Raw genomic sequence first — 23,768 nt, 5'->3', positions numbered from 1 at the left:
CGCGTAGACAGTGTCTACTCACTCCTCGGTGCTGCTGCGACGGGCCGCCGCGACGGGCCGCCGCGACGGGCCGCCGCGACGGGCGTGCGGCGCGCCGTCCGGACGCGGGCGCGCGCCGCACGCACGCTGCCCCGCGCATTGGCGGCTTGTGAACGTGGCCTGCGCACCGGGTCAGGCGCGCCTGGTCCGCGCGGGGCGGTGCGGGGCAGAATCGACGGCATGGACGAAGGTGGCGAGGCGGCCTGCTGGCTGGACCGGGTGTGCGAGGAGTGCGGGCGGCTGCGCGAGCGGCCCGCGCCGGAACCGTGCGAGAACTGCGGTACCCCGGCAAGGGCCGCCGCGATCCCCCGGACGGCGACCCCGGCGGCGACCACGGCGGACCCTGCCGCGGAACCCGGGGCGGACCGGCCTGGCTGATCCACCCCGGGAGCGCGTCGCAGGTCCGCTCGGCGGGCGCTCAGTGCCGCAGCGCGTTGACCGTCCCGTCCTCTGCATGGCCTGACGGGGCCGGGCCGCCCAGGGCCTCGGACCGCGCGCTCGGCGCCGGGGCCGCAGCGGCTTCCGTCTGCCCCGGCACGAGAACAACCTCCGGCGCGGGCGCGGTTTTTGGCGCGCGAGCAGTCTCCGGCACGAGAACAGGACCCGGCGCGAGAACAGCCTCCGGCACGAGTCCGGCGTCGGGCACGAGAACAGCCTCCGGCGCGAGCCCGGCGTCCGGCGCTAGAGCAGCCTCCACGAGAGCGGCCTCCGGCGTGTTCGCCGTGCCCGGCTCCCACCGGGCCCGCCCCCGCGTCCGCTCCCACAGGCCACCGATCCGCTCGGCCGCCGGCTGGGTGTAGCGGGCGGCAAGCGGCCCGGTGACCACCAGGATCAGCACGTAGGCGGTGGCGAACGGACCGAGTTCGGGCTCGATGCCCGCCGTGACGGCCAGGCCGGCGATGACGATCGAGAACTCGCCGCGCGACACCAGTGCCCCACCCGCCCGCCAGCGCCCCCGGGAGGCGATCCCCGCCCGGCGTGCGGCCCAGTACCCGGTGCCGACCTTGGTGAGCGCGGTCGTGACGGCCAGCAGCAGTGCCGGCAGCAGGACCGGCGGGATGCTGGTTGGGTCGGTGCTCAGCCCGAAGAAGACGAAGAAGACCGCGGCGAAGAGGTCCCGCAACGGGCTGAGCAGGGTGTGCGCCCCCTCGGCGGCCTCGCCGGACAGCGCGATGCCGACCAGGAACGCGCCGACCGCCGCGGACACCTGGAGCTGCTGCGCGATGCCCGCGACCAGCAGCGTCAGCCCGAGGACGACGAGCAGCAGCTTCTCCGGGTCGTCGTGCGAGACGAACTTCGAGATCACCCGGCCGTAGCGGAGCGCGACGAAGAGCACGGCACCCGCGGTGGCCAGTGCGATGGCGAGGGTGACCGAGCCGGCCAGCAGTCCGGCCCCGGCCAGCACGGCGGTGAGGATCGGCAGGTAGACCGCCATCGCCAGGTCTTCCAGCACCAGGATGCTGAGGATCACCGGCGTCTCCCGGTTGCCGAGCCGTCCCATGTCGCCGAGCACCTTGGCGATGACGCCCGAGGACGAGATCCAGGTGACGCCCGCCAGTACCACGGCGGCGACCGGGCCCCAGCCGAGCAGCAGCGCGGCGGCCGCGCCGGGTAGCGCGTTGAGCACGAAGTCGACGGCGCCGGCCGGGTACTGGGCCTTGAGGTTGGTCACCAGATCGGCGGCGGTGTACTCCAGGCCCAGCATGAGCAGCAGCAGGACGACGCCGATCTCGGCGCCGGTGGCGACGAACTCCTCGCTGGCGCTGAGCGGCAGCAGCCCGCCCTTGCCGAAGGCCAGCCCGCCGAGCAGGTAGAGCGGAATGGGGGAGAACCCGTAGCGGCCGGCTATTCGGCCGAGCAGGCCGAGGACGAGGATGACCGAGCCGAGTTCGATGAAGACGCTTGCGGTGTGCATCCGATCACTCCCTGCCCAGGATCGCGGCGGCGGCGTCCACGCCCTCGCGGGTGCCGATGACGATCAGGGTGTCGCCGCCGGCGAGCCGGAAGTCGGGGGCGGGGGAGGGGAGCGCACCGGTGCGGCGCAGCACGGCGACGATGGAGGCGCCGGTCTCGGTCCGCATCCGGGTCTCGCCGAGCAGCCGGCCGTTCCAGTACGAGGCGCCGTCGAGCGGGAGCCGCTCGGCGACCAGGCCGAGGTCGGTGGTGTGCAGCAGTCCGCCGGTCTGCTGCGGGCCGCCCGTCCGGTGAGCGGGTGTCAGGGCGTCCACCAGGGCGGCGGACTCCTCGGCCGTCAGCCGGAACGCCTGGGAGCAGGCGTCCGGGTCGTCCGAGCGGTAGACGTTGAGGCTCCGTGAGCCGTCCCGGTGGGCGATGACCGACAGGTGCCGTTGTTCTCGGGTGGTCAGGTCGTACTGGACGCCGACACCGGGCAGGGGAGTGGTCCGGACACGGGGGATCGACACGGCGGCTGTCCTCTCGTCAGGGCTTTCCGCAGGCGTGTCAATGGTAATGACTGTGTAAAGTCTCCCTGGTCGGGGGCGCCGGAACCGCCCCGGCCGGCCACTCCCCGATCCCGTGCGCGCCCTCCCCCCCGTGAGTCCCCGTGAGTCCCCGTGAGCCTCCTGCGCCCTCCCTGAGTCCCCCGCGGGAACGCCCGCGAGTCCCCGCGAACGTCCTCCCGTGTCCCGCCGGGCGTGCCGGTACCCCGGTGCCGTACGCGCTACCGTGCGCACCGCACCGGGGTACCGGGCCGGCCCACGCCGCGCCGAAGCCGCCGACGCGCCGCCGGGCCGGGTGACACGGGCGGACCCGCCGCGGGCGGATCACCCGTGCGGGCGACCCGCGCGGATCGCCCGCACGGATCACCCTCGGGCGGACCTACTGGGGAGGCTGGTCGCGGAACTGGTCCTTCAGCTTCTCCTGAGCGGTATCGACCTGGCCGCTGTACTTGCCCTCGGTCCGCTGGTCCGCCATGTCGCCCGTCTTGTCGACGGCCTTTTCGGCCTGGTCCTCGTGGCCCTTCAGCATGTGCTTGAGCTTATCCATCATGGACATACGGTCACACTCCCGGATGAGACGGCCCCACCCCTCCAGCATCGGCGCGCCACCGGGTGTCCGCATCCGGTCAGGTTGCGCGGCAGGGTTGGCAACGCGGCACCGAGCATGTCAAATCGGGAGTCCCACGGACTGTCGGAAGGGACTTGCCTTGAACGTTCGGATCCGTCGCCTGACCGCCCCGCCCATCCCCCCGGCCGCCTCGCGGCGGCGTGTCGCGGGCTCCGCGCTCGCGGTCGCGGCACTGGTGACCCCGTTACTCCTGGTCGGCACCGGGAGTGCGTCGGCCGACCCGGACCCCGGGCGCAAGGGCGCGAAGCTGGCCGCGAGGCTCGTCGAGGAGAGCAGCGCCGACGACGCCTACGGCACCCTCAGAGCACTCCAGCGGATCGCCGACCGCAACGGCGGCAACCGGGTGGCCGGCGAGCGCGGCCACGACGAATCGGCCGCGTACGTCTACGAGCAGGCCCGCCGGGCGGGGCTGAAGGTGTCGAAGCAGGAGTTCGAGTACACGTACTTCAAGGCCCTGTCGGAGCGGCTGGGCGTGGTGTCGCCGCAGGCCGAGGACGTGCCGGTGAAGGCCATGACGTACTCGGTCGGCGGACCGGCCGCAGGTCTGACCGCCGACCTGGCCGTCGTTCCGGTCGACGCCACCACCGGCTGCGAGGCGGGCGACTACGCGGCCGGCGCGTTCACCGGCAAGGTCGCGCTGATCAGGCGCGGTGGCTGCAGTTTCGCCATGAAGCAGGCAGCGGCGGCGGACGCGGGCGCGGTCGGCGCGATCGTCTACAACAACACCGAGGGCAACCTCAACGGCACCCTCGGCGACCCGGCGGTGGGCCGGGTCCCGACCGGCGGCATCGCCAAGGCCGCCGGCGAGGCGCTGGCCGCCAGGGCCGCCGCCGGACCGGTCACCGTGAGCCTGGACATCCGCACCTTCATGGAGAAGCGGAAGACCTGGAACGTCCTCGCGGAGACCCGTGGCGGCGACGAGAACAACACCGTGGTCGTCGGCTCCCACCTGGACTCCGTGGAGGACGGCCCGGGCATCAACGACAACGGCTCCGGTTCGGCGGGCATCCTGGAGGTCGCGAGGAACCTGGCCAAGAAGCCGGTCAAGAACAAGGTCAGGTTCGCCTGGTGGTCCGCCGAGGAGTTCGGCCTGAAGGGCTCCGAGGCCTACGTGAAGGCGCTGCCCGACACCGAGAAGCAGAAGATCAAGCTCTACCTGAACTTCGACATGATCGCCTCGCCCAACTCCGCCCAGTTCGTCTACGACGGCGACGACTCCGACCACGTCGGTTCCGGCCCCGGCCCGGACGGATCGGCGCAGCTGGAGCGGCACATCACCGACTACCTCGACGGGCGCGGGCTTCCCCACGAGGGGACCGACTTCACCGGCCGCTCCGACTACGGCCCGTTCATCGACGCCGGAATCCCGTCCGGCGGTACCGACACCGGCGCCGAGGTCATCAAGTCCGCCGCCCAGGCGGCACGGTACGGCGGCACCGCAGGGGTGGCCTTCGACAAGTGCTACCACCAGGCCTGCGACAACCTGGGCAACCTGGACATGAAGGCCTTCGACACCAACATCGACGTCATCGCCGACTCCGTGGGCACCTACGCGTGGGACCTCTCGTCCGTGCACGCCCCGGTGCCGCCGCAGCACACCGACGGCCAGGCCGGCAGCGGCGGCGGCCTCCAGGAGGGCCACGCGCACGAGGTCGAGGCCTGACGGAACCGGGTGCCGTCCCGCCCGGCCCGGCTCCACCCGTCCCAGCCCCGCCCCGCCAGGCCTCGCGTCCGGCGGTGCGGGGCTCGGCCGTGGACGGGGTGGGGCTCGGTCGCGGGCGGGGCGGGGGCCGGTCGCTGGTGAGGCGGGGTGGGGCTCGGCCGTGGGCGCCGACCGCCCCGTCGGATGCCGCCGAGTACTACCGGGCGCCGCCGGGTGCCGTCGGACCGGGGTCCGGTGGGTGGGCCGCCCGGGGCCCTGACACCATGGCACCCAGATCACGTCACCGTGACACCCTCGGAGGAGTCAGCACCATGAGCAGCACGCACTACGACGTCGTCGTCCTCGGCGCGGGCCCCGGCGGCTACACGGCCGCCGTCCGCGCGGCCCAGCTGGGTCTGCGCACGGCCGTCATCGAGGCCAAGTACTGGGGCGGGGTCTGCCTGAACGTCGGTTGCATCCCCTCGAAGGCGCTGCTGCGCAACGCCGAACTGGCACACATCTTCACCAAGGAGGCCAAGACCTTCGGCATCGAGGTCGAGGGCCAGGTCCGCTTCGACTTCGGTGCGGCGTTCAAGCGCAGCCGCAGCGTCGCCGACGGCCGGGTCAAGGGCGTCCACTACCTGATGAAGAAGAACGGCATCACCGAGTACGACGGCCGCGGCACCTTCGTGGACGACCGCACGCTCCAGGTCGCGCTGACCGGCGGCGGCTTCGAGCTGGTCACCTTCGACCACTGCATCATCGCCGCCGGCGCCACCACCCGGCTGCTGCCCGGCACGAGCCTGAGCGAGCGCGTGGTCACCTACGAGGAGCAGATCCTCACCGAGGAACTGCCCGGGAGCATCATCATCGCGGGCGCCGGCGCGATCGGCGTCGAGTTCGCGTACGTGCTGCACAACTACGGCGTGAAGGTCACCATCGTCGAGTTCCTCGACCGGATGGTCCCGCTGGAGGACGCCGAGGTCTCGGCGGAGCTGGCCAAGCAGTACCGCAAGCTGGGCATCGAGGTGCTCACCTCCACCCGGGTCGACGCCATCGACGACAAGGACCCGGCCGCCAAGGTGAAGGTCACCGTCACCCGCAACGGCCAGCAGGAGGTGCTGGAGGCCGACAAGGTGCTCCAGGCGATCGGCTTCGTGCCGCGCGTCCACGGCTACGGCCTGGAGAACACCGGCGTGAAGCTCACCGAGCGCGGCGCGATCGCCGTCGACGGCCGCGGCCGCACCAACGTCGAGCACATCTTCGCGATCGGTGACGTCACCGCCAAGCTGATGCTGGCCCACGCGGCCGAGTCGATGGCCGTCATCGCCGCCGAGACCATCGGCGGGGCGGAGACCATGGAGGTCGACTTCGCGATGATCCCGCGCGCCACCTACTGCCAGCCGCAGATCGCCAGCTTCGGCTACACCGAGGCGCAGGCCCGCGAGCTGGGTTACGACGTCAAGGTCGCCAAGTTCCCGTTCACCGCCAACGGCAAGGCGCACGGCCTCGGCCACCCGATCGGCTTCGTCAAGGTGATCAGCGACGGCAAGCACGGCGAGCTGCTCGGCGCCCACCTGATCGGCCCCGAGGTCACCGAGCTCCTGCCCGAGCTGACCCTGGCGCAGCAGTGGGACCTCACCGTGCACGAGGTCGCCCGCAACGTCCACGCCCACCCGACCCTCGGCGAGGCGGTCAAGGAGGCGATCCACGGGCTCGCGGGGCACATGATCAACATGTGATGCCGCTCCGGTGCTCCGGCTGACGCCGGGGTCCGCGTGCCGTGTTCCGGCAGGCGGGCCCGGCGTCGTGCCGTGTTCCGACAGGTGGGCCCCGGCGTCGTGCCGTCACCGCATCGGCTCGTCGCGGCCGGGCCGCGGGGTGGCCGTGGCGGGATCCGGCCCGGGCCACGGGTGCGGCCCCGAGGCGGGGGAGAATGCCCGGATGACCGACGTGACCCTCAACCTCTGGCGGCAGCCGCTCGACGCGGTACCCGAGGACCTCCGGGACCGCACCGACCTGACGGTGCTGATCCTCGCGGACACCGGACTGACCGTACTGCCGCCCGGGATCGGCCGCCTGCGCCGGCTGCGAACCCTCGACCTCGGACACAACGCGCTCGCCGCAATCCCGGACGAGATCGGTGAACTCACCGGCCTGGCCGACTTCCTGTACCTGCACGACAATGCGCTCACCCACCTGCCGGACGCGCTCGGCCGGCTCACCGCGCTGCGCTACCTCAACGTCGGCGACAACCGGCTCACCGAACTCCCGGACACCATCGGCGAGATGGCCGGCCTGGTCGAGCTGCGGGCGCAGCGGAACCGGCTGACCGCACTGCCCGACACCCTCGGCCGGCTCGGCGATCTGCGCGAACTCTGGCTGTGCGGCAACGCGTTGACGGAGCTGCCGGCCTCGGTCTCCCGGCTGGTCGCGCTGCGCGAACTCGAACTGCGGGACAACGCCCTCTCCGAGGTCCCGGCGGCCCTCGCCGGACTGCCGCAGCTGCGCCGGCTCGACCTGCGCGGCAACCGGATCACCACCCTGCCCGAGTGGCTCACCCGGCTGCCCGCCCTGGAGAAGCTCGACCTGCGCTGGAACGACGTGACGCCGCCGCCCCGGCTGCGCGCCGCCCTGGCGGAGCGTGGTTGCGTCGTCCTGCACTGAGAGCCGGGGCCGCCCGCTAATCCCGTCGCCGGACACGTCACCCGCCTGCTAGCGTGGGAGACATGAAGCGCGCTGCAGCCGTCCAGACGACGACGCCGGAGAGAGTCCCGGCGCGCTGACTGCTGAGCTAGTCCGAAGCCCCGGGGCGAGTGCCCCGGGGCTTCGTCGTACCCGGTCCACTCGCCCGCAGACCACAGACCGCAGAGAACGGATCGCCGATCATCCGTCGTTCTGCCGTCGCCCACGAGTGGAGACCGCCACCATGTACGACCACCGCCGACTCGGCCGTGAACTCGACCTCTTCGACACCGACCCGCTGATGGGCGCCGGCCTGCCGTACTGGCTGCCGGACGGAGCCGCCGTCCGGCACGCCCTGGAGGAGTTCATCCGGGGGCGCGAGCGGCGGGCGGGCTACCGCCACGTCTACTCGCCGGTGCTCGGCAAACGCGAGCTCTACGAGATCTCCGGCCACTGGTCGCACTACCGGGACGACATGTTCCCGCCGATGGACCTCGGCTCCGAGCAGGTCGTGCTGCGCCCCAGTCTCTGCCCGCACCATGCGCTGATCTACCGCTCCCGCGCCCGAAGCTACCGGGAACTCCCCTTTCGCATGGCGGAGTTGGGGGGCATGTACCGGTCCGAGCTGTCCGGGGTGCTCGGCGGCCTCACCCGGGTGCGGGCGATCCAGCTGAACGACGCGCACGTCTTCTGCACCCCGGAGCAGGCCGCCGACGAGGCGGTCGCCGCGCTGGAGCTGATCCGCGAGGCGCACCGGGCACTCGGCATCCGCCCGGTCCGCTACCGTCTCTCGCTGCCCGGTGAGGGCGGCAAGTACGTGGCGGATCCAGGGCTCTGGGAGCGGGCCACCGCGCTGCTGACCGACGTGCTGGAGCGGTCCGGGGTGCCCTTCGAGGCCGCGGAGGGCGAGGCGGCGTTCTACGGGCCGAAGATCGACATCCAGATCGCCGACGCTGCGGGCCGTGAGTCCACCCTCTCCACCGTGCAGATCGACTTCCACCAACCGGAGCGGTTCGGCCTGCACTACATCGGGGCGGACGGCGCCAAGCACCGGCCGGTGATGGTCCATCGCAGCGTCATCGGCAGCGTCGAACGCGTGGTCGCCCACCTGATCGAGCTGCACGGCGGCGCGTTCCCGGCCTGGCTCGCGCCCACCCAGCTCGTCCTGCTGCCCGTCTCCGAGAGCGAGCTCCCACAGGCGGAACGGCTGCGGCAGCGCTGCCTCGACCGGGGCCTGCGGGTCGAGGTCGCCGGGCCGGCGGACGGCAGCCTGGGCGCCCGGATCCGGGAGGCCCGGCTGGTCCCGTACCAGGCCGTCATCGGCGCCAGGGAGGCGGCCGACGAGCGGGTGGCGCTGCGGCTGCGCGACGGCCGCCGGCTCGACCCGATGCCCGCCGGAGAGGCGCTGGCCCGGATCGGCGCCCTGGTGGACGCGTACAGCGCCGAGCTGTGGGAGGAGGGCGGCGGCATCGGCGCCTGAGCGGCGCAGGGGTGGGGGGTGAACGGGGATGGCTGAACGGGATGGTGCCTCGGCGGGCGGCTCCCCGGCCGGTTCTCGGCGGCTCCCCGGCCAGTTGTCGGGGGCTCCTCGGCCGGTCGCTGTCGGCTCGTCTGCCGCTCCCAAGCCGGTGGTCGGCCGGTCGTCGGGCGAGTGGCCCCGGGCTGTCCAGTCGTACACGTACGACTAGCGGGGGTGTGCGGTGTGTCGGCCGGTCGGGCCGGCGCACCCGCCGTTCGAATGGGCCCGGCGGCCCGGCCCACGGCCGCCGCGTCCCCACCTCGGACCCTTACCGGAGGTACCCCCGTGCGTTCCACTCCTGCGCGCCCCACCCCTGCGCGCCTCGCCCGTCGCCTCACCGTCCCCGCGCTCACCGCCCTCTTCGCCCTGGCGGGTGCCGCCGTCGCCGCCCCCGCGGCGCCCGCCGCGTTGCGTCCGCTGCCCGTCCCGGACGGCACCCGGTACTGCGCGGCGGTCGTCGGCCACGTGCCGGGCGCCGACGGGCGCTCCCCGCTGCTCGGCCACGGCTGCTCGGAGGACTCCCGGTCCGACGCCCTCGCCCGCGCCGAAGGCACCCGCCGCAGCAGTGACATGCGCCGCCCGGCCGACCGCTGGCTGCTCCTGGAGGAGTACCGGGACGTCGACTTCGGCGGCGGCGTCATCTACTCCTTCTACGGCGACGCCGGCGGCTGTGACGCCACCGGCTACCACCTGGTCAACTACTTCGATGTGGCGCTGAGCGTCTCCTCGATGAAGGGCTACAACAACTGCAACACCGTCACCCTCACCTCCCCGCTGGAGAAGGTGGAGACCATCGGCCTGCCCGCCGGCTACCTCGGGCCGGACTTCAACGACGCCGTCCGCGAACTCCAGGTGTTCCACAGCTGAGACCCGCGCCCGGCAGGTTCCCCGGACGGCCTGCTGCCAGGGCCGTCCGGGCCCCGGTACCGGGCTGCGCCTGACCGGCCGTCCGTGCCTGACCTGCTGGCCGCGGCGCTGCCCACCGGCCCACGGCCGCCGATTCACCTGACCGGCCCTCCTTCCGCGTAGCCGCCGCGACCGGGTGTGGGAAGCGCGGGCCGAGGGCCGGTGCGGCCCGGCACGGGGCCCGCCGGGGCCGGTGCGGCCCGGCGCGGGGCCCGCCGGGGTCGGTGGCCGCTCGCCATGGGCGTCCGGGAGAGTCCTTGCGCAGCAGGAGCCGCGGGGGCGGGCGCCACGTCCGGTCGACCGGCCGGGGGCACGTCCGCCATGTCGGCGGGCCTGGGCCCGCGCTTCGCCGACCGCCCCGGCGACCACGTGCGCAAGCCCACGTGGGGGTGCACGGGTGAGGAGGTCGCCAGGGAGCGGCTCCACCACTTCGGTGTGCCAGTCGAGAAGATCTCCGAGGTCGTGCGACATCCGCAGGCTGACGGCGGCCGCCGACAGCCTGCGCGGCGGTGTTGAACACGACCTGCCGGGCCGTCCTTCGTTCGCCGGCACCCGCTGCACCGTCTCGACGCAACCGAGACCGGAGAGCTGCTGCAGGAGTTCACCTCCCAGGGGAGGGCCCGCGGTGGCGGTGGACGCGCGCAGGCCGGTCCGGCGGACGTCCACCGGCCCGGACGGCGGTCAGTAGGACTGCAGCTCGATCAGGCGGCCGTCGGGGTCGCGGAGGTGGGCGCTGCGCAGGGTCGGCCCCCACTCGGGGCGGTTCGTGGCGACGGCGGCGAGCGCACCGCCGCTGCGCAGGCAGAGGGAGAGCGCCTGGTCCACGTCGTCCACCCGGAGGACCAGCATGGCGGCGTCCTGGACGGCCGGCGGCTCGGCGGGGAATCCGGCAGTGCCGAGGGTGACGGCCATCAGCCCGCGGTCGTACAGGGCCAGCACGGCCTGGCCCTCGACGTCCCAGTTGGCGTACGGGCCTTCCGCCGAGCCCTTGACCAGGGTGGCGCCGGTCAGCGGCGGAAGGATCGCGCGGTAGAACTCGAAGCACTCGGCGAAGCGGGAGACGAGCAGGCGGTTGTACAGGGCGTCCACGACGGGCTCCTGGGGGGCGATGGGCTCATGGAAAATTAGTAGGTGCAGACCCACTATAGGGTCGCACCCTAGACTTCTGCCATGACCTCCGAGAGCGCCGCGAGCACCGAGACCGCCGACACGACCGGGAGTACTGCTGGGAGCACCACCGGCGCCGCCACCGGCACCGCCGCCGGGAGCGCGGCCGGGGTCGCTGAGCGGTCGACCCCGCCCGCGCTGCTTGGCCTCACCACCTACCTGCTCTCCCGGACCGGCAAGACCGCGCGCGGCCGGCTCGCCGAGCGGCTGTCGCAGCGCGGCCTGCGGCTCTGGGACATGGCGGTGCTCGCGGCACTGGACGACTTCGGTCCGCACGCCCAGCGCGACCTGGTCCGTCGGCTCGGAGTGGACGCCAGTGACATGGCCAAGGTCGCCGACCAGCTGGCCGGCGCGGGCTACGTCGAGCGGATTCGCGATCCGGCAGACCGCCGGCGCGTCTCGGTCAGCATCACCGGGGCCGGCCGGGCCGTCCTGGCCGAACTGGACGCCGAGGCACGTGCCGTCCAGGACGAGATCCTCGCCCCGCTCGATCCGGAGGAGCGCCGTGCGCTGCACCGTTTGCTGCTCCGTGTCCACCACGGCCTGCCGGGCGCGCCCTGACGGCCCGTCGGCCCGTCGGTCCGCGGCTCGTCGGATTGTCGGACCGTCGGAGGTGGTCAGGCTCGTCCGCCGGGCGGCAGCGGGCGGCGGGCGCCGGCGAACTCGCCCGCCCAGTGCGGGTCCTCGAACACGCCCGGGAGGCGGGCGACGAGGGTGCCGGTGTGCTCGGCGTGGATCATCGCGCCGTCCCCCGCGTAGATGCCCACGTGGTGCAGCGGGGCGTCGGGGCGGGAGAAGAAGAGCAGGTCGCCGGGGAGCAGGCCGGTGCGGGGCACCGGGGCGGAGCGGTGGTACTGCGCGACGGTGTAGTGGGCGAGGTCCACGGCCCCGCCGCTGGCCCGGTACCAGCAGTACAGGGCGAGCCCGCTGCAGTCGAAGCCGACCGTGCTCTCGCCGAGGCACTGGCCGTTCAGGTAGCCGTTCTCCTCGTCGCAGAACCCGGGGCTCGCGCCCAGCCGGTCGCCGCCGCCCCAGGCGTACGGGACGCCGAGCTGTTCGGCCGCGACGGCGGCGGCCCGGGCGCCCCAGTCGGCCGGCCCGGTGAGGTCGTCGAACGCGGGTACGCCGGGCGCGGCGGCAGAGGGTACGGCGGATGCGGGCGCGGGTGCGGGTGCGGGTCCGGGTGCGGGTGCGGCTGGCGCGGCGGTGGCGGTCAGGGCCGGGACGACGCCCGCGCCGAGCGCCAGCCCCAGCAGCCTGCGGCGGCCGACGCCCCGGTCCGGTGACGGGAACACCATGGCAAACTCCCTGGTAGCGGTGGAGTACCAGGATCCCGGCCCGCCGCCCCGGCCCGCCATCACCCGCACCGGTGAACCGGGCGCAGGCCGGCCCATTAGCCGTACGGCGGGTGCCGGTAATTGGTTTGACGGGTGTTCACGAGCGGCCAACGATGAGGCGAAAACACCCGTTCGACCTCGGAGTGCGCCATGGGTAGTGCCGTCCGGCTGATCCGCAACCACCAGCTGACGCAGGCCGTCGACTACGCCTACGGCGCGGCCGTCGACGCCCCGGTCCGCTCGCTCTGGCTGGCGGGCTCCTGCCCGCTCGATGCCGAGGGGCGGACGGTGGCGGTCGGAGACTTCGAGGGCCAGGCCCACCAGGTGATGCGGAACCTGATAGCCGTCCTGGAGGGTGAGGGTGCCGCGCTCACCGACCTCGTCCGGACCACCGTGTACGTGGCCTCGTCCGACCAGAGCGACCTGGTGAAGGTCTGGGAGGTCTACCGCTCCTACCTGGGGGGCCACGACGTCCCCAGCACTCTGCTGGGCGTCTCGGTGCTCGGGTACGACGACCAGCTGGTCGAGGTCGAGGCGGTCGCCGTGCTCTCCTGACCGCCGGCCCCGGAGGCCGCGCCGCGGGCCGGTGGCGGGTGGCGTCGAGGCGGCCGGCAGGGCGACATCGCGGTGGCCCGGGCGGCCGTCGAGGTGGCCCGGGCGGGCGCTGCGGCGGCCGGCCCGTGCAGGCTCGGCCGGAAGATCCTCTCGAATCCTTGACCCGATAGGTGGTCTATGCCAATCTCTCAGCCAGGTCTGGACCAATGCCCCGTGGAGGGGTGTTCGGGGCGGACTTGAGGAAACAACGGGGAGAGTGTCAAGTTCCATGCACAGAGCCGAGTTTGGCGCGACCGCACGTGCCGTCGAATCGTCCGGGCCCGCTGTGCGGACACTCGCGCGCACCGTTCACGGCCTGCTGGAGATCAGGGCGGCGGCGCAGCCCGAGCGGACGGCGATCAGCACCGACGACGGACAGCGGCTGACCTTCGCCGAGTGGCAGGGCCGGTCGACCGCGGTGGCCGCCGCCCTGGTCCGGCGGGGTGTCCGGCCCGGCGACCGGGTGGGTCTGCTGTTCGGCCTGCGGGACTGGCCGGACTTCGCCGTCCACTACTGCGCGGTGACCCGGGCGGGCGGCGTGGCCGTACCGGTCTCGGACCGGCAGCCGGCCGAGGCGGTCGCCTACGTCCTCGGACACTGCGAGGCGTCCGGCCTGATCGCCGGCCCGGCCGCCGCCGTTCCCGCAGGCCCGTGGTGGGCCACCACCCCGCCCGAGCTCGCCGCGGAAGCGGAGGCGGTGACCGGGAGCGGTGCGCAGACCGGTGCGGAGGACGGCACGGAAACCGGTGCGGAGACCGGGCCGCTGCCGTCGGTCGGACCGGACGCACCCGCCCAACTGCTCTACACCTCCGGCACGACCGGTCGTCCCAAGGGCGTCCTGGCCACCCACGGCAACGTCGTGCACGGCACCCGGCCGACCGCCCGGCACCGGCCGCTCACCCACTCCGAGGAGTTCCTGCACTCCTTCGCCGTCGGCACCAACGCCGGACAGACCATGCTGGTCAACGCCCTGGACGCCCACCCGGCGGCCCTGGTGGCCACCCGCTTCACCCCCGGCCGGTTCGCCCGGCTGATCGAACAGCGCAAGGTCGGCAGCGTCTTCGTCGTCCCGGCGATGGCCGCCGAGCTGCTGAACGCCGGTGTCCAGAGCCGCTTCGACCTCTCCTCGGTCCGGTTGCTCGGCTCGACCGCGGCCGCTCTGCCGCCCACGGTCGCGACCGCGCTCACCCGGGCGTTTCCCAACGCCACCGTGGTGAACTACTACACCTCCACCGAGGCCGCGCCCGCCCAGACCGCGATGGTCTACGACCCGGCGCGCCCGACCGCGCTCGGCCTGGCCGCGCGTGGCAGCGTGATGGTGGCGGGGCCCGACGGCCGCCCGCTGCCGGCGGGGGAGACCGGCGACGTCCACCTGCGCTCCCCAGGGGCCCAGCGCGCGTACTACCGCGACGCCGAGGCCGGTGCGGCCGTCTTCCGCTCGGGCTGGGTGCGGATGGGAGATGTCGGATTCCTCGACGAGGACGGCTACCTGCACCTGGTGGACCGCGAGTCCGACGTCATCAAGTCCGGTGCCCACAAGATTTCCACGCTCCAGGTCGAGGCCGCCGCGCTGGAGCACCCGGCGGTCGCCGAGGTGGCGGTGGTCGGCCTCCCGCACCCGGTGCTCGGGATGGGCGTGGGCGCGGCCGTCGTCCCGGTCCCCGGCGCCGACTTCGACCCGGCCGGCCTGCGTGTCTTCCTCGCCGACCGGCTGGCCGCCCACGAGATCCCCACCCGGATCACCGTTCTGGACGCACTGCCGCGCAACGAGGGCGGCAAGCCGCTCAAGCGCGCCGTGCGCGACCTGCTCGCCGCCCCGGCCTGACCGGCCACCGTGCGGCCGGGCAGGGACCGGCGGCCCGACCACGCCGCCGTTCGCCCACCCGCGCCTGCCGGGGCGCGCCCGCCCGCGCCCCCACTCCGTGGCACCTCCCGACCCCTGAAGCGAGTTGTCGATGCCTGACCGCACCCTGGACCCGAGGCCGACCGCAGATGCGGCCGCGGCCGCCGTCCCCGCCGCAGCACCCACCGACGCGCCTGCCGTCGACGGGTCCACCGACGCGCCTGACATGCAGGGGCCCGCCGTCCCCGCGCCCGCCGTCCTCGGGCCCGCTGTTCCCGCTGTTCCCGCTGTTCCCGCGTCCCCCGCACAGCAGGGCGTCTGGATCACCGAACGCCTCGGTGCCGCAAGGTCCGGCCTCCACCTGCCGCTGCGGATCACCTTCGACCGGGTGGACGCCGCCGCGCTGGCCGCGGCCTGCACCACCGTGGCCGGCCGACACCCGGCGCTGCGGTCGGTGCTGGTGGAGCACGACGGCACCCTCGAACTCCGGCCCAGCGAGGCCGGGTTCACCGTCACCGAGGTCGACGCGGCCGCCGGCGGTCCGCAGGGCCTGGCTGAACTGCTGGCCGAGGAGACCGTCCGTCCGTTCGCCCTGGACGCCGGGCCGCTGGTCCGTTTCACCCTGTTCCACGGTCTCGACGGGCGTGCCGATCTGCTGATCGTCGCCCACCACGCCGTCTTCGACGGCGTCTCCAAGGACGTCCTGGTCGCCGATCTGGCCGCCGCCTACAACGCCCTGGTGGCGGGCGGCGGGCGCGGGCCGGAGGAGAACTCCCCTGCCGGGCAAGGCCACCCGGTCGTGCCCGCCCCGGACCCGGCGCTGGTCAAGGAGGCCGCGGACTGGTTCGGCCCGCGGTGGTCCGACCCCGCCGACGTGCTGCTGCCCGGCATCCGGCGCACCGCTCGCGGCGCAGGCTCCGGCCAGGCCGTGACCCGCCCGCTGGACCACGCCGCCCTCGGCGCGGCCGCCCGTGCCTGCGGCGTGACCACCTTCGAGTTCCTGCTCACCGCCGTGCACGTCCTGCTGCGCCGCTACGGCAACAGCGATGCGCCGGTGGCCCTGCCGCTCTCCACCCGGACGCCCGAACTGGCGGAGGCGATAGGTCTGTTCGTCAACGAGCTGCCGCACCACGCGCCGCCCGCGGGCGAGGCGGCACCCGGGTTCGCCGAGTTCGCCGTCGCCGTCCGGGCCGGCCTGCGTGAGTTGTACCGGTTCCGCACCGTGCCGTTCGGGGCCGCGGTCGGCGGCCTCACCCCGCGGGTCGGCCTCACCCCGGTCTCCTTCGGCTACCGGTGCCGCACCGGCGAGCCCGTCTTCACCGGCACGGACGCCCGCGTCGACTGGATGGCCTTCAACCACACCGCGCGCAACACCCTGCACCTCCAGGTGGTCGACGCCCCCGACGATTGCCAGCTCAGCCTCCAGTACGACCCGGCGGTCCTCGCCCCCGAGGCCGCCCACCGGATCGCCGGCCACTTCGAGACCCTGCTCGCCGCCGCAATAGCCGACCCGGCGACGGCCGTCGACGCCCTGCCCCTGCTCGACGCGGCCGAACACCGGCTGGTCACCGAGGGCTGGAACGACACCGCCCGCCCGTACCCCGCGGACCGCACCGTGGTCGACCTGTTCGACGCGCAGGCCGAGGCGACCCCGGAGGCGATCGCGGTCACCGCAGCCGACGCCTCCCTCCGCTACCGCGAACTGCGCGAGCGGTCCGTCGAGCTCGCGGGACGGCTGGCAGCGCTGGGTGTCGGACCCGGCTCGCTGGTCGCGCTCCACCTGGACCGCGCCTCGCGGCTCCCGGCGGCCCTGCTTGCCGTGCTGCGCACCGGCGCCGGGTACCTGCCGCTCGACCCCAGCCATCCGGCCGACCGGCTGGCCTTCGTCCTCGCCGACGCCGGCGCCGCCCTGTTGCTCGCCGACGGCGAGCCGGCCGCCGAGGTCGCCGCCGCCGCGCCCGTCGTGGTGCGGCTGGACGAGCAGAAGGGCGCGGGCGAGCCGACCGGGAGGGTCACCGCGCCCGGCCCGCAGGACCGCGCGTACGTGCTCTACACGTCGGGCTCGACCGGCCGTCCGAAGGGCGTGGCGGTCGGGCACCGGGCGCTGGTCAACCTGCTCTCCTCCTTCGCCGACCGGCTCGGCTCCGGGCCGGACGACGTCTGGCTGGGCCTCACCTCGCTCTCCTTCGACATCTCCGGGCTGGAGCTCTACCTGCCGCTGATCACCGGCGGGCGGCTGGTGCTGGCGCCGGACGGCCTCGCCCTGGACGGCCCGGGTCTGAACGCGCTGATCGGCCGTGAGGGCGTCACCCACGTGCAGGCCACCCCCTCCGGCTGGCGGGTGCTGCTGAGCGGCGCCGAGGGCCCCGGTCCCGGTGCCGTCACCGGGCTGGTCGGCGGCGAGGCGCTGCCGCTGCCGCTCGCCCGCGAGCTCCGGGCGCGGACCGCGCGGCTGTTCAACGTCTACGGGCCCACCGAGACCACCATCTGGTCCACCTGCGCCGAGCTCCCCGCCGGGCCGGAGACGGTCGGGATCGGCCGCCCCATCGCCAACACCCGTGCCTACGTGCTCGATCCGCACCGCCGTCCGCTGCCCGTCGGCGTCGCCGGGGAGCTGTACCTGGGTGGTGACGGCGTCGCCCACGGCTACCTCGGCCGGCCGGAACTGACCGCCGAGCGCTTCGTCGAGGACCCGTTCGGCCCGCCCGGCTCCCGCCTCTACCGGACCGGCGACCTGGCCGCCTGGACAGCGGAGGGAGAACTGGACTTCCTCGGCCGGATCGACCACCAGGTGAAGATCCGCGGCCACCGGATCGAGCTCGGCGAGATCGAGGCCCGGCTGCTGGAGCACCCGGCGGTCACCGAGGCGGCCGTCACCGTCGACGTGGACGCCACCGGTGCGGCCCGTCTGGTCGGCCATCTGGTGGCCCGGCCGGCCGCCGGGGAGCCGCCGACCCCTGCGGAGCTGCGCGAACACCTGCGCAGGACGCTGCCCGCCTCCATGGTTCCGCAACTGTTCGTGCTGCTGGCGGCGATGCCGCTGACACCCAACGGCAAGCTCGACCGCCGTGCCCTGCGCGTGCCGACGGGCACGGAGGCGGCGACCGCGGGGCGGTCGGCAGCGGCTCAGGTGGTCGTGGACCAGTCGGCAGTGGACCAGTCGGCGGCGGCTCAGGTGGTCGTGGAGTCGGAGGCGGTGGAGCCGGAGGGTGCGGAGCCGGGCGTCGGAACCGCCTCGGACCCGCTCGTCGTCGAGCTCGGCGTGATCTGCTCCGAGGTGCTCGGCATCCCGGACATCACCGCGGACGAGGACCTCTTCGACCTCGGCGCCCACTCGCTGATGTTCATCCAGATCGGCGCCCGGATCCGCAAGTCCTTCGGCGTGGAGGTCGACCTCGACGTCTTCTTCGACACCCCGACCGTGGCCGAGATCGCCGAAGCAGTGAAGGAGCAGTTGTGACGGACCACCTGAACACCGACCACCTGAACACCGACCACCTGAACACCGACCAGCTGAGTACTGGCCGCGACCCGGCAGCCGACCACCCGAACGGCAGTCGGCCGGATACCGCACGTGCGGGCGGCCTGCTGGGCGTCCTGGCCGGGATCGTCTCCGACGCCAGTGACGGGGAGCTGAGCGCCGCCGAGCTGCTGGCCGACGCCGATACCCCGTTCGTCGCCCTCGGTATCGGTTCGCTCGCCCAACTCCGTCTGGTGGACGCGGTGGAGACCCGCTACGAGGTCTTCCTCGACCTCGACGGGGACGGCGACTTCCTGCGCAGCCTCGCCGCGCTCGCGGAGCACCTGACCACCGAGCACGGGATCGAGGACCACGCGGCCGATGGCAACGCGGCCGAGGACCACGCGGCCGATGGCAACGCGGGCGACGAGCACGGGGTCCCGCAGGCGGGTGCCGGCGCGGGCTGAGCACGCCGGTTCTCACCATCGTCCGCGCTCGTCGGAAAGCACCGGGGCCCGTCAAAGGGCCCCGGCCGGCGTTCCGGCCACCGTGCCATCGGACGCTCGCGCGGGGGCCTGCGATGCAGCGGGGCCGGGCGGTGATTCCGCAGCCTCGGACCAGGTCGCCCACCGCAAGCGCAACGGCCCAACGTGGCAGGCCGCCCGCCTCGAGCGCGAGGCCTACGAGAAGCGCAACCGCGTCGAACGATGCACCAGCCGCCCGAAGAGACGGAGCGGCCTGGCGACTCGCCGCAGGAAGACCACCACCGTCCTCGGCCCGGGCATGGACCGCTGAACTCTCGATCCGAGTCGGTCAACTGAGCTCGCGTCATGGGAGACGGATCCTCCGGATCAGGCCCTGCTGCGAGGGTTGAATCCCGCAGATCGTCCATCATCCGATGTCCACTGTGAGGGCGCTCTGAGGGCGCTCTCGGTTCCTGATTCATTTCAGCTGTCACACATCTGTTCGTCATTCACATCAGTTGCTACAGTCCCTGCTTGCAGTGACCTTGTACGTGCCGACTCCCGCGCCATCCACCAGGGAAAGTGGAGAACAGCCATGAGTTCGCTTCCTCGCCGCATCGCCGCCGTGACTCTCGCCTCGGCAGCCCTGCTCGGCTTCGCAGGTGCCGCCACCAACGCGTCGGCCAGCACCGTCAAGTACTTCAAGGCCTACGGCGTCAACCCGGTCTACGCCGGCAACCGGGCCTGGGCGGCCGCACATGCAGCGGGGTACACCGACGACCAGTGCGGCGCGGAGAGCGACGTGATCTCGCCCGGCTACTGGGTGGTCGTCGTCACCTGCGTGAGCTGACCGGACACCACGTGCCCGGCCCGGCGGGGCAGCCGGCCGGGCCGGGCACTCCCCGCTGCACCCCGATCCGACCCTTGATCGAACAGGGGCCGGATCGAGAGTGCAGGCTGGAGACCCGGCAGTGGGATGACTCGGCCTGTGGGGCGTCCACGGGGCCGGCACCCGGCGTGCGGGCAGGGTGCCGGCCGCTCCGGACGAGGCCGGCGGCCGGGCACCACCGCAGGGTGCGTCGGCATCGCGACCACTCCCGGCGGGACGAGCCCCGGGCGGCGAGTCGGATGTCACGCCGTGATCGGTGGGTGAGGTCCCGGGCCCCCCGGCCCGCCGAGTGTGCGGGCCGGGGGCTTTCGTGTGCCCTGCGGGCTCAGCCCGTGACGGCCGCCAGGACGCGCTCCTCGACCGCGCGCAGGAACGGCTCGACCGCGGCCGCCGGGAAGTGGCGGGTGTCCACCAGTAGGGTCGCGACCGCCTCGCCGTCGCGGTGCGCCAGGCCGAAGAAGAACTTGCAGTCCTGCCGTGCCCACCGCGACCGCCAGCCGAACCGTCCGGCCGGGAGGTCGGCGGGCTCCACGGGCTCTGCTGACGGGCCCCTGCCGGCGGTGTCGGCGGCCCGGTCGGCGGCGCGGTCGGGGGAGCGTTCCGGCTCCCGGTGGTCGTTGAAGAGCGCGTTGAGGTCCATTGCGGTGCCGCGCCGCTTCTCCTCCGCCTGTACCGCGGCGGCCAGTGCGTCCGGGTCGTAGTGGCCGTGCCGGGAGGTCTGGAGCTGGGATCGCCAGGCCTCCCGGGCGAGTTGGTCGAAGTCGCCGGTCGTGCCCAGGACGACCAGCCCGTTCTGGGCGAAGGCGCCGACCGCTGTCCGCTGGGCCTCGCTCACCCGGTTTCCCAGGATCACCTTCAGCGGCACCGCGGTGGCGCCCGTGCGTGCGCCCAGTTCCAGCCCGACGGCGGCGAGGACGACCGCGCTGGCCGAGGTTCCGGTGCGCACCGCGGCGGCCCGGCTCGCCAGGTCCAGCCGGGGGCAGTCCAGTTGGCCCTCCCACCAGCGCTCGGCTTCCTCGGGGCCGGCCGTCCCGGAGCTCGGCTCCGCCTGGTCGGTCTCCGCCGGGCCGCCGGCCACGGCGGGGTGGCCGGTCTCCGCTGGACGGCCGCTCGTCTCCGGGTCGGTCTCCTCGGGCCAGAGCGAGGCCGGGATGCCGGCCAGCTGTCGGGTCCAGAGGGCGAGGGCCGCCGCGCTGCGGGCGGCCGCCTGCGGGCCGGCCTCGTATCCGGCCTGCTCCCTCGGCTGCCGGCCCGGCACCGGCGGGGGCAGGGTACCGGGGCGTCGGCGCTGCTGGGCGAGAAGGCGGCGCAGGTCGTCCCGGACCACCTGGGCTCCGGTGCCGTCGGCGGCGATGTGTGCCATGGTCAGGACGGCGCCGGCGACCTGTCCGTTCGCCACGACCGCACTGACCCGGACCGGGAGAGCGCCGCCGGCGAGGCCGTCCGCGGTCGCCGGCAGCTCGAACCGGATCGCCCTGTCCTGCGCGGCGACGCGCTCCAGGACGGCGGACAGCGGCTCGCCTTCCGGGGCCGGGACCAGTCGCAGGTGCAGCACACCCGACCCGTGCAGCACCTGCTCCAGGGCGCCGTCGGACCCCGTGCGGTAGAGGGTGCGGAGCGACTCGTGCCGTTCCAGCAGTGACCGCACCGCCGCGCCGAACGCGGCCGGCTCGACGGGGTGGCGCAGCTCCAACGGCAGCGCGATGTTGAAGTAGTGGTCGTCGGGCGCGTACCAGGTGATCGGCGCCCAGATCGTCCGCTGCCCCCAGGTCGCCGCGGTGACGCCCTGTGCGAGCCCGTCGAAACGGACCTCCAGGCGCTCGTCTGCCGGCCCTCTGCCGTTGTCCATCAGGAGATCCCCCGTCCGCGCCCACCCGAAGTGGTTCAGACCAATATGTGGCACCGGATCCTAGGCCACCGGCCCGCGCGCGGCTACCGTCCGCCGGGAAGCGGAATCATGTACCGCACGGTTGGTTTCTTGGCGGCCCGGATGCAGTCGGCCGACAGCGGAACAGCGGCAGCGGTCCGGAATATCGGGGTGGTTAAGATACGGGCTGTTTGGTTTTGTTCAATCGCTGTGGCGGGTGGGTGGTCGTATGGTGCGGCAGGAGCGGGCGGTGCGGACACGCCGGCTGATTCTGGAGGCGGCGGCCTCGGTCTTCGACGAGTTCGGTTACGAAGCGGCGACGATCGGCGAGGTGGTGGCCCGGGCCGGCGTGACCAGGGGCGCGGTCTACTTCCACTTCGCGTCCAAGCGGGAGCTGGCGCAGGGCGTGGTGGAAGAGCAGTTCGTCCAGGACGTCATCCCCGAAAGGGCCTGCAAGCTCCAGGAGTTCGTGGATACCGGCTTGGTCGTGGCGTACCTGATGCCGCGCGACCGGCTGCTGAGCGCGGGGGCACGGCTGTCGCTCGGGCCGGACGTCCACGGCGATCTGGGCGGCGGGGCGATCCCGGGGTGGATCGCGCGGCTGGAGGACCTGCTCAAGGCGGCGGGGGAGCGGGGTGAGCTTCTGCCGCAGGTGGTGCCGGCCGACACCGCCTGGCTGGTGACGGCGGCTTGGACGGGCGTGCAGATCCAGTCGCAGAAGCTCTCGGGCCGTGCGGACCTGGAGCAGCGGGTGGCCGGCCTCTTCCGGCACCTGATGCCGGCCGTCGCGGTGCCGGGCGTGCTGGCCGCGCTGGAGATGGACGCCGGGCGGGGTGCCCGGGTGGTCGCGGAGGTGTCGGCCGCGCGCCCGGCCGAGCGCCCGGTCGTCGGCGCGGCCGAGGGGGCAGAGGGGGCCGAGGGCGTCGGGGGGTAACGGCCGGGCGGTTCCCGGGGATTCGGCAGTCGAGCGCGGCCCGTCTCGGGTCGTCGCGGACTGCCGTTTTCGTCTCCGTCCGACCGGCTGCAAGAAGATGCAGCGCGTCCGGTTTTCCATTGACAAACCGCTCGTCCCGTTTTTGGATGATCGCGTAGTCGAGCGGTGGGCCGAGCGCGGGTCGTCAGGGGCCCGCGCCGTCGAAGGCAGGCGGGACGGGGTGGTGGGCGTGGAGATCCGGGTGCTGGGGGCGCTGGAGGTCCGGGTGTGCGGGGTGTCGGTGGTGCCGTCGGCACCCAAACCCCGCCAGGTGCTGGCCCTGTTGGCCCTGAACGCCGATCAGGTGGTCCCCGCGGCCGTCCTGGCGGAGGAGCTCTGGGCGGGCCGCCCGCCCCGAACCGCGCGGACCACGGTGCAGACCTATGTGCTCCACCTGCGGGACCGCATCGCCGCCGCCCTCGGTGCGGCCGCCGTCGGGGGAGGGGCCGGTGGAGCCGAGCGGCCCGCCGGCCGACCGGCGGGAGGCGGGCCGGCCGGAAGTGACGCGGCTGGAACTGAATCGGCCGGAAGCGAATCGGCCGGAGGTGAACCGGTCGGAAGCGAACCGGCCGGAATTGAACCCGCCAAGACTGTTCTGGAGACGGCGGCGGGAGGTTACCGGTTGAATACCGGTGGGTGCACGGTGGATGTGCGGGAGTTCGAACGGCTCGCCGGGGCAGGCCACCGCGCCATGGAGGAAGGGGACGTTCCTTTGGCGGCACGGCAGTTGGCGAGCGCCCTGGCGCTCTGGCGCGGCGCGGCGGTGGCTGACGTCCCGGCCGGACCGCACCTGGGCGTCGAACTGCGCCGACTGGAGGAGACCCGCCTCTGCGCGCTGGACCAGCGGATCGACGCCGACCTCCGGCTGGGTCGGCACCGCGTGCTGCTGGCGGAGCTGACGGTGCTGGTCGAGCGGTACCGCACCCACGAGAGCCTGCACCGCCAGCTCATGCTCGCCCTGCACCGTTCGGGCCGTCGGGGCGAGGCGCTGGAGGTGTACCGCCGCCTCCGGGGCACCCTGGTCGGGGAGTTGGGGATCGAGCCGTCGGCGGAGTTGCGGCTCCTGCAGCGGGAGATCCTGCTGGCGTCCCCGGAGGAGCAGCCGGAAGCCGGGCAGCCGGCGACGGAGCGACCGGTGGCGGGCCTTTCGCTGACCGGCCGTCCGGGGGCCGGGCAGCTCCCGGCCGGTTGGCCGGCGACGGAGCCGTCGGCGCCGGAACGACCGGTGGCGGGTGCGGGGCGGTTCCTGCGCACGGGGTAGCCGCACGGGCGGGCGGGCAGCAGAGGCGGACGCGA

Annotated in this window: 20 protein-coding genes; 14 read left to right on the top strand and 6 right to left on the bottom strand. The window is 73.7% G+C overall.

Annotation, left to right across the window (positions count from 1 at the left end; genetic code table 11):
• Positions 1 to 457: 457 nt before the first annotated feature.
• The 3 genes from J5Y04_RS32780 to J5Y04_RS32770 all read right to left on the bottom strand — a co-directional run bounded on the left by J5Y04_RS32780 (position 458) and on the right by J5Y04_RS32770 (position 3,054).
• Complete coding sequence (locus J5Y04_RS32780) at positions 458 to 1,954, bottom strand: cation:proton antiporter (protein WP_245205876.1); 1,497 nt, start codon at positions 1,952 to 1,954, stop codon at positions 458 to 460.
• A gap of 4 nt (positions 1,955 to 1,958) precedes the next feature.
• Entirely contained in the window at positions 1,959 to 2,462 is a 504-nt protein-coding gene (locus tag J5Y04_RS32775; protein WP_209416039.1) for a cation:proton antiporter regulatory subunit, read from the bottom strand.
• Positions 2,463 to 2,877: 415 nt separating this feature from the next.
• Positions 2,878 to 3,054 (bottom strand): antitoxin, encoded by a 177-nt coding sequence (locus J5Y04_RS32770; protein ID WP_209416038.1) that lies wholly within the window; start codon positions 3,052 to 3,054, stop codon positions 2,878 to 2,880.
• A 172-nt stretch (positions 3,055 to 3,226) separates the two neighbouring features.
• Between J5Y04_RS32770 and J5Y04_RS32765 the strand changes: the two genes are divergently transcribed.
• From J5Y04_RS32765 to J5Y04_RS43040, 6 genes are all read left to right on the top strand, one after another.
• The gene (locus tag J5Y04_RS32765; protein WP_374106157.1) at positions 3,227 to 4,789 is read left to right on the top strand and encodes a M28 family metallopeptidase; all 1,563 of its coding nucleotides are present in this window, start codon (positions 3,227 to 3,229) and stop codon (positions 4,787 to 4,789) included.
• A gap of 311 nt (positions 4,790 to 5,100) precedes the next feature.
• Positions 5,101 to 6,510, top strand: a complete 1,410-nt coding sequence (gene lpdA, locus J5Y04_RS32760; protein ID WP_209416036.1) for a dihydrolipoyl dehydrogenase — start codon at positions 5,101 to 5,103, stop codon at positions 6,508 to 6,510.
• A 202-nt stretch (positions 6,511 to 6,712) separates the two neighbouring features.
• On the top strand, positions 6,713 to 7,435 hold the full coding sequence (locus J5Y04_RS32755; protein WP_209416035.1) for a leucine-rich repeat domain-containing protein: 723 nt from the start codon (positions 6,713 to 6,715) through the stop codon (positions 7,433 to 7,435).
• A gap of 262 nt (positions 7,436 to 7,697) precedes the next feature.
• Positions 7,698 to 8,933 (top strand): threonine--tRNA ligase, encoded by a 1,236-nt coding sequence (gene thrS / locus J5Y04_RS32750; protein ID WP_209416034.1) that lies wholly within the window; start codon positions 7,698 to 7,700, stop codon positions 8,931 to 8,933.
• A 324-nt stretch (positions 8,934 to 9,257) separates the two neighbouring features.
• On the top strand, positions 9,258 to 9,839 hold the full coding sequence (locus J5Y04_RS32745) for a hypothetical protein (protein ID WP_209416033.1): 582 nt from the start codon (positions 9,258 to 9,260) through the stop codon (positions 9,837 to 9,839).
• Positions 9,840 to 10,115: 276 nt separating this feature from the next.
• Positions 10,116 to 10,394 (top strand): oleate hydratase, encoded by a 279-nt coding sequence (locus J5Y04_RS43040; protein ID WP_209416032.1) that lies wholly within the window; start codon positions 10,116 to 10,118, stop codon positions 10,392 to 10,394.
• 165 nt (positions 10,395 to 10,559) lie between these two features.
• Here the strand turns inward: J5Y04_RS43040 and J5Y04_RS32735 are convergent, their stop codons facing one another.
• Positions 10,560 to 10,967, bottom strand: coding sequence for a glyoxalase/bleomycin resistance/extradiol dioxygenase family protein (locus J5Y04_RS32735; protein ID WP_209416031.1), 408 nt, complete (start codon positions 10,965 to 10,967; stop codon positions 10,560 to 10,562).
• A gap of 81 nt (positions 10,968 to 11,048) precedes the next feature.
• Between J5Y04_RS32735 and J5Y04_RS32730 the strand changes: the two genes are divergently transcribed.
• On the top strand, positions 11,049 to 11,606 hold the full coding sequence (locus J5Y04_RS32730) for a MarR family winged helix-turn-helix transcriptional regulator (protein ID WP_209416030.1): 558 nt from the start codon (positions 11,049 to 11,051) through the stop codon (positions 11,604 to 11,606).
• A gap of 56 nt (positions 11,607 to 11,662) precedes the next feature.
• Here the strand turns inward: J5Y04_RS32730 and J5Y04_RS32725 are convergent, their stop codons facing one another.
• Positions 11,663 to 12,343, bottom strand: coding sequence for a C40 family peptidase (locus J5Y04_RS32725; protein ID WP_209416029.1), 681 nt, complete (start codon positions 12,341 to 12,343; stop codon positions 11,663 to 11,665).
• A gap of 189 nt (positions 12,344 to 12,532) precedes the next feature.
• Here J5Y04_RS32725 and J5Y04_RS32720 point away from each other — a divergent pair, with 189 nt between their 5' ends.
• The 5 genes from J5Y04_RS32720 to J5Y04_RS32700 all read left to right on the top strand — a co-directional run bounded on the left by J5Y04_RS32720 (position 12,533) and on the right by J5Y04_RS32700 (position 19,593).
• The gene (locus J5Y04_RS32720) at positions 12,533 to 12,937 is read left to right on the top strand and encodes a RidA family protein (RefSeq protein ID WP_209416028.1); all 405 of its coding nucleotides are present in this window, start codon (positions 12,533 to 12,535) and stop codon (positions 12,935 to 12,937) included.
• A 325-nt stretch (positions 12,938 to 13,262) separates the two neighbouring features.
• Positions 13,263 to 14,801, top strand: a complete 1,539-nt coding sequence (locus J5Y04_RS32715; RefSeq protein WP_307853417.1) for a class I adenylate-forming enzyme family protein — start codon at positions 13,263 to 13,265, stop codon at positions 14,799 to 14,801.
• A 130-nt stretch (positions 14,802 to 14,931) separates the two neighbouring features.
• Entirely contained in the window at positions 14,932 to 18,279 is a 3,348-nt protein-coding gene (locus J5Y04_RS32710) for an amino acid adenylation domain-containing protein (protein WP_245205875.1), read from the top strand.
• The gene (locus J5Y04_RS32705) at positions 18,276 to 18,746 is read left to right on the top strand and encodes an acyl carrier protein (RefSeq protein ID WP_209416026.1); all 471 of its coding nucleotides are present in this window, start codon (positions 18,276 to 18,278) and stop codon (positions 18,744 to 18,746) included. The genes J5Y04_RS32710 and J5Y04_RS32705 overlap by 4 nt, the downstream gene beginning before the upstream one ends.
• Positions 18,747 to 19,338: 592 nt before the next feature.
• Complete coding sequence (locus J5Y04_RS32700) at positions 19,339 to 19,593, top strand: hypothetical protein (protein WP_209416025.1); 255 nt, start codon at positions 19,339 to 19,341, stop codon at positions 19,591 to 19,593.
• A gap of 364 nt (positions 19,594 to 19,957) precedes the next feature.
• On the opposite strand, the gene J5Y04_RS32695 is transcribed toward J5Y04_RS32700, so the two are convergent.
• Entirely contained in the window at positions 19,958 to 21,481 is a 1,524-nt protein-coding gene (locus J5Y04_RS32695) for a hypothetical protein (RefSeq protein ID WP_209416024.1), read from the bottom strand.
• A gap of 268 nt (positions 21,482 to 21,749) precedes the next feature.
• On the opposite strand from J5Y04_RS32695, the gene J5Y04_RS32690 reads away from it, so the two are divergent.
• Both J5Y04_RS32690 and J5Y04_RS32685 read left to right on the top strand, forming a co-directional pair.
• Positions 21,750 to 22,433: a ScbR family autoregulator-binding transcription factor gene (locus tag J5Y04_RS32690; protein ID WP_307853416.1), complete on the top strand. Its 684-nt coding sequence runs from the start codon at positions 21,750 to 21,752 to the stop codon at positions 22,431 to 22,433.
• Between the two features lie 229 nt (positions 22,434 to 22,662).
• A complete protein-coding gene (locus J5Y04_RS32685; protein ID WP_209416057.1) occupies positions 22,663 to 23,733 on the top strand; it encodes an AfsR/SARP family transcriptional regulator in 1,071 nt (356 codons plus the stop codon).
• Positions 23,734 to 23,768: the final 35 nt, after the last annotated feature.

The sequence above is a fragment of the Kitasatospora sp. RG8 genome (assembly GCF_017813315.1).
In the GTDB taxonomy this organism is placed as follows: Bacteria; Actinomycetota; Actinomycetes; order Streptomycetales; family Streptomycetaceae; genus Kitasatospora.
The sequence above is the reverse complement of the archived record's forward strand: the minus strand, read 5'-3'. Positions and strand labels throughout refer to the sequence as shown.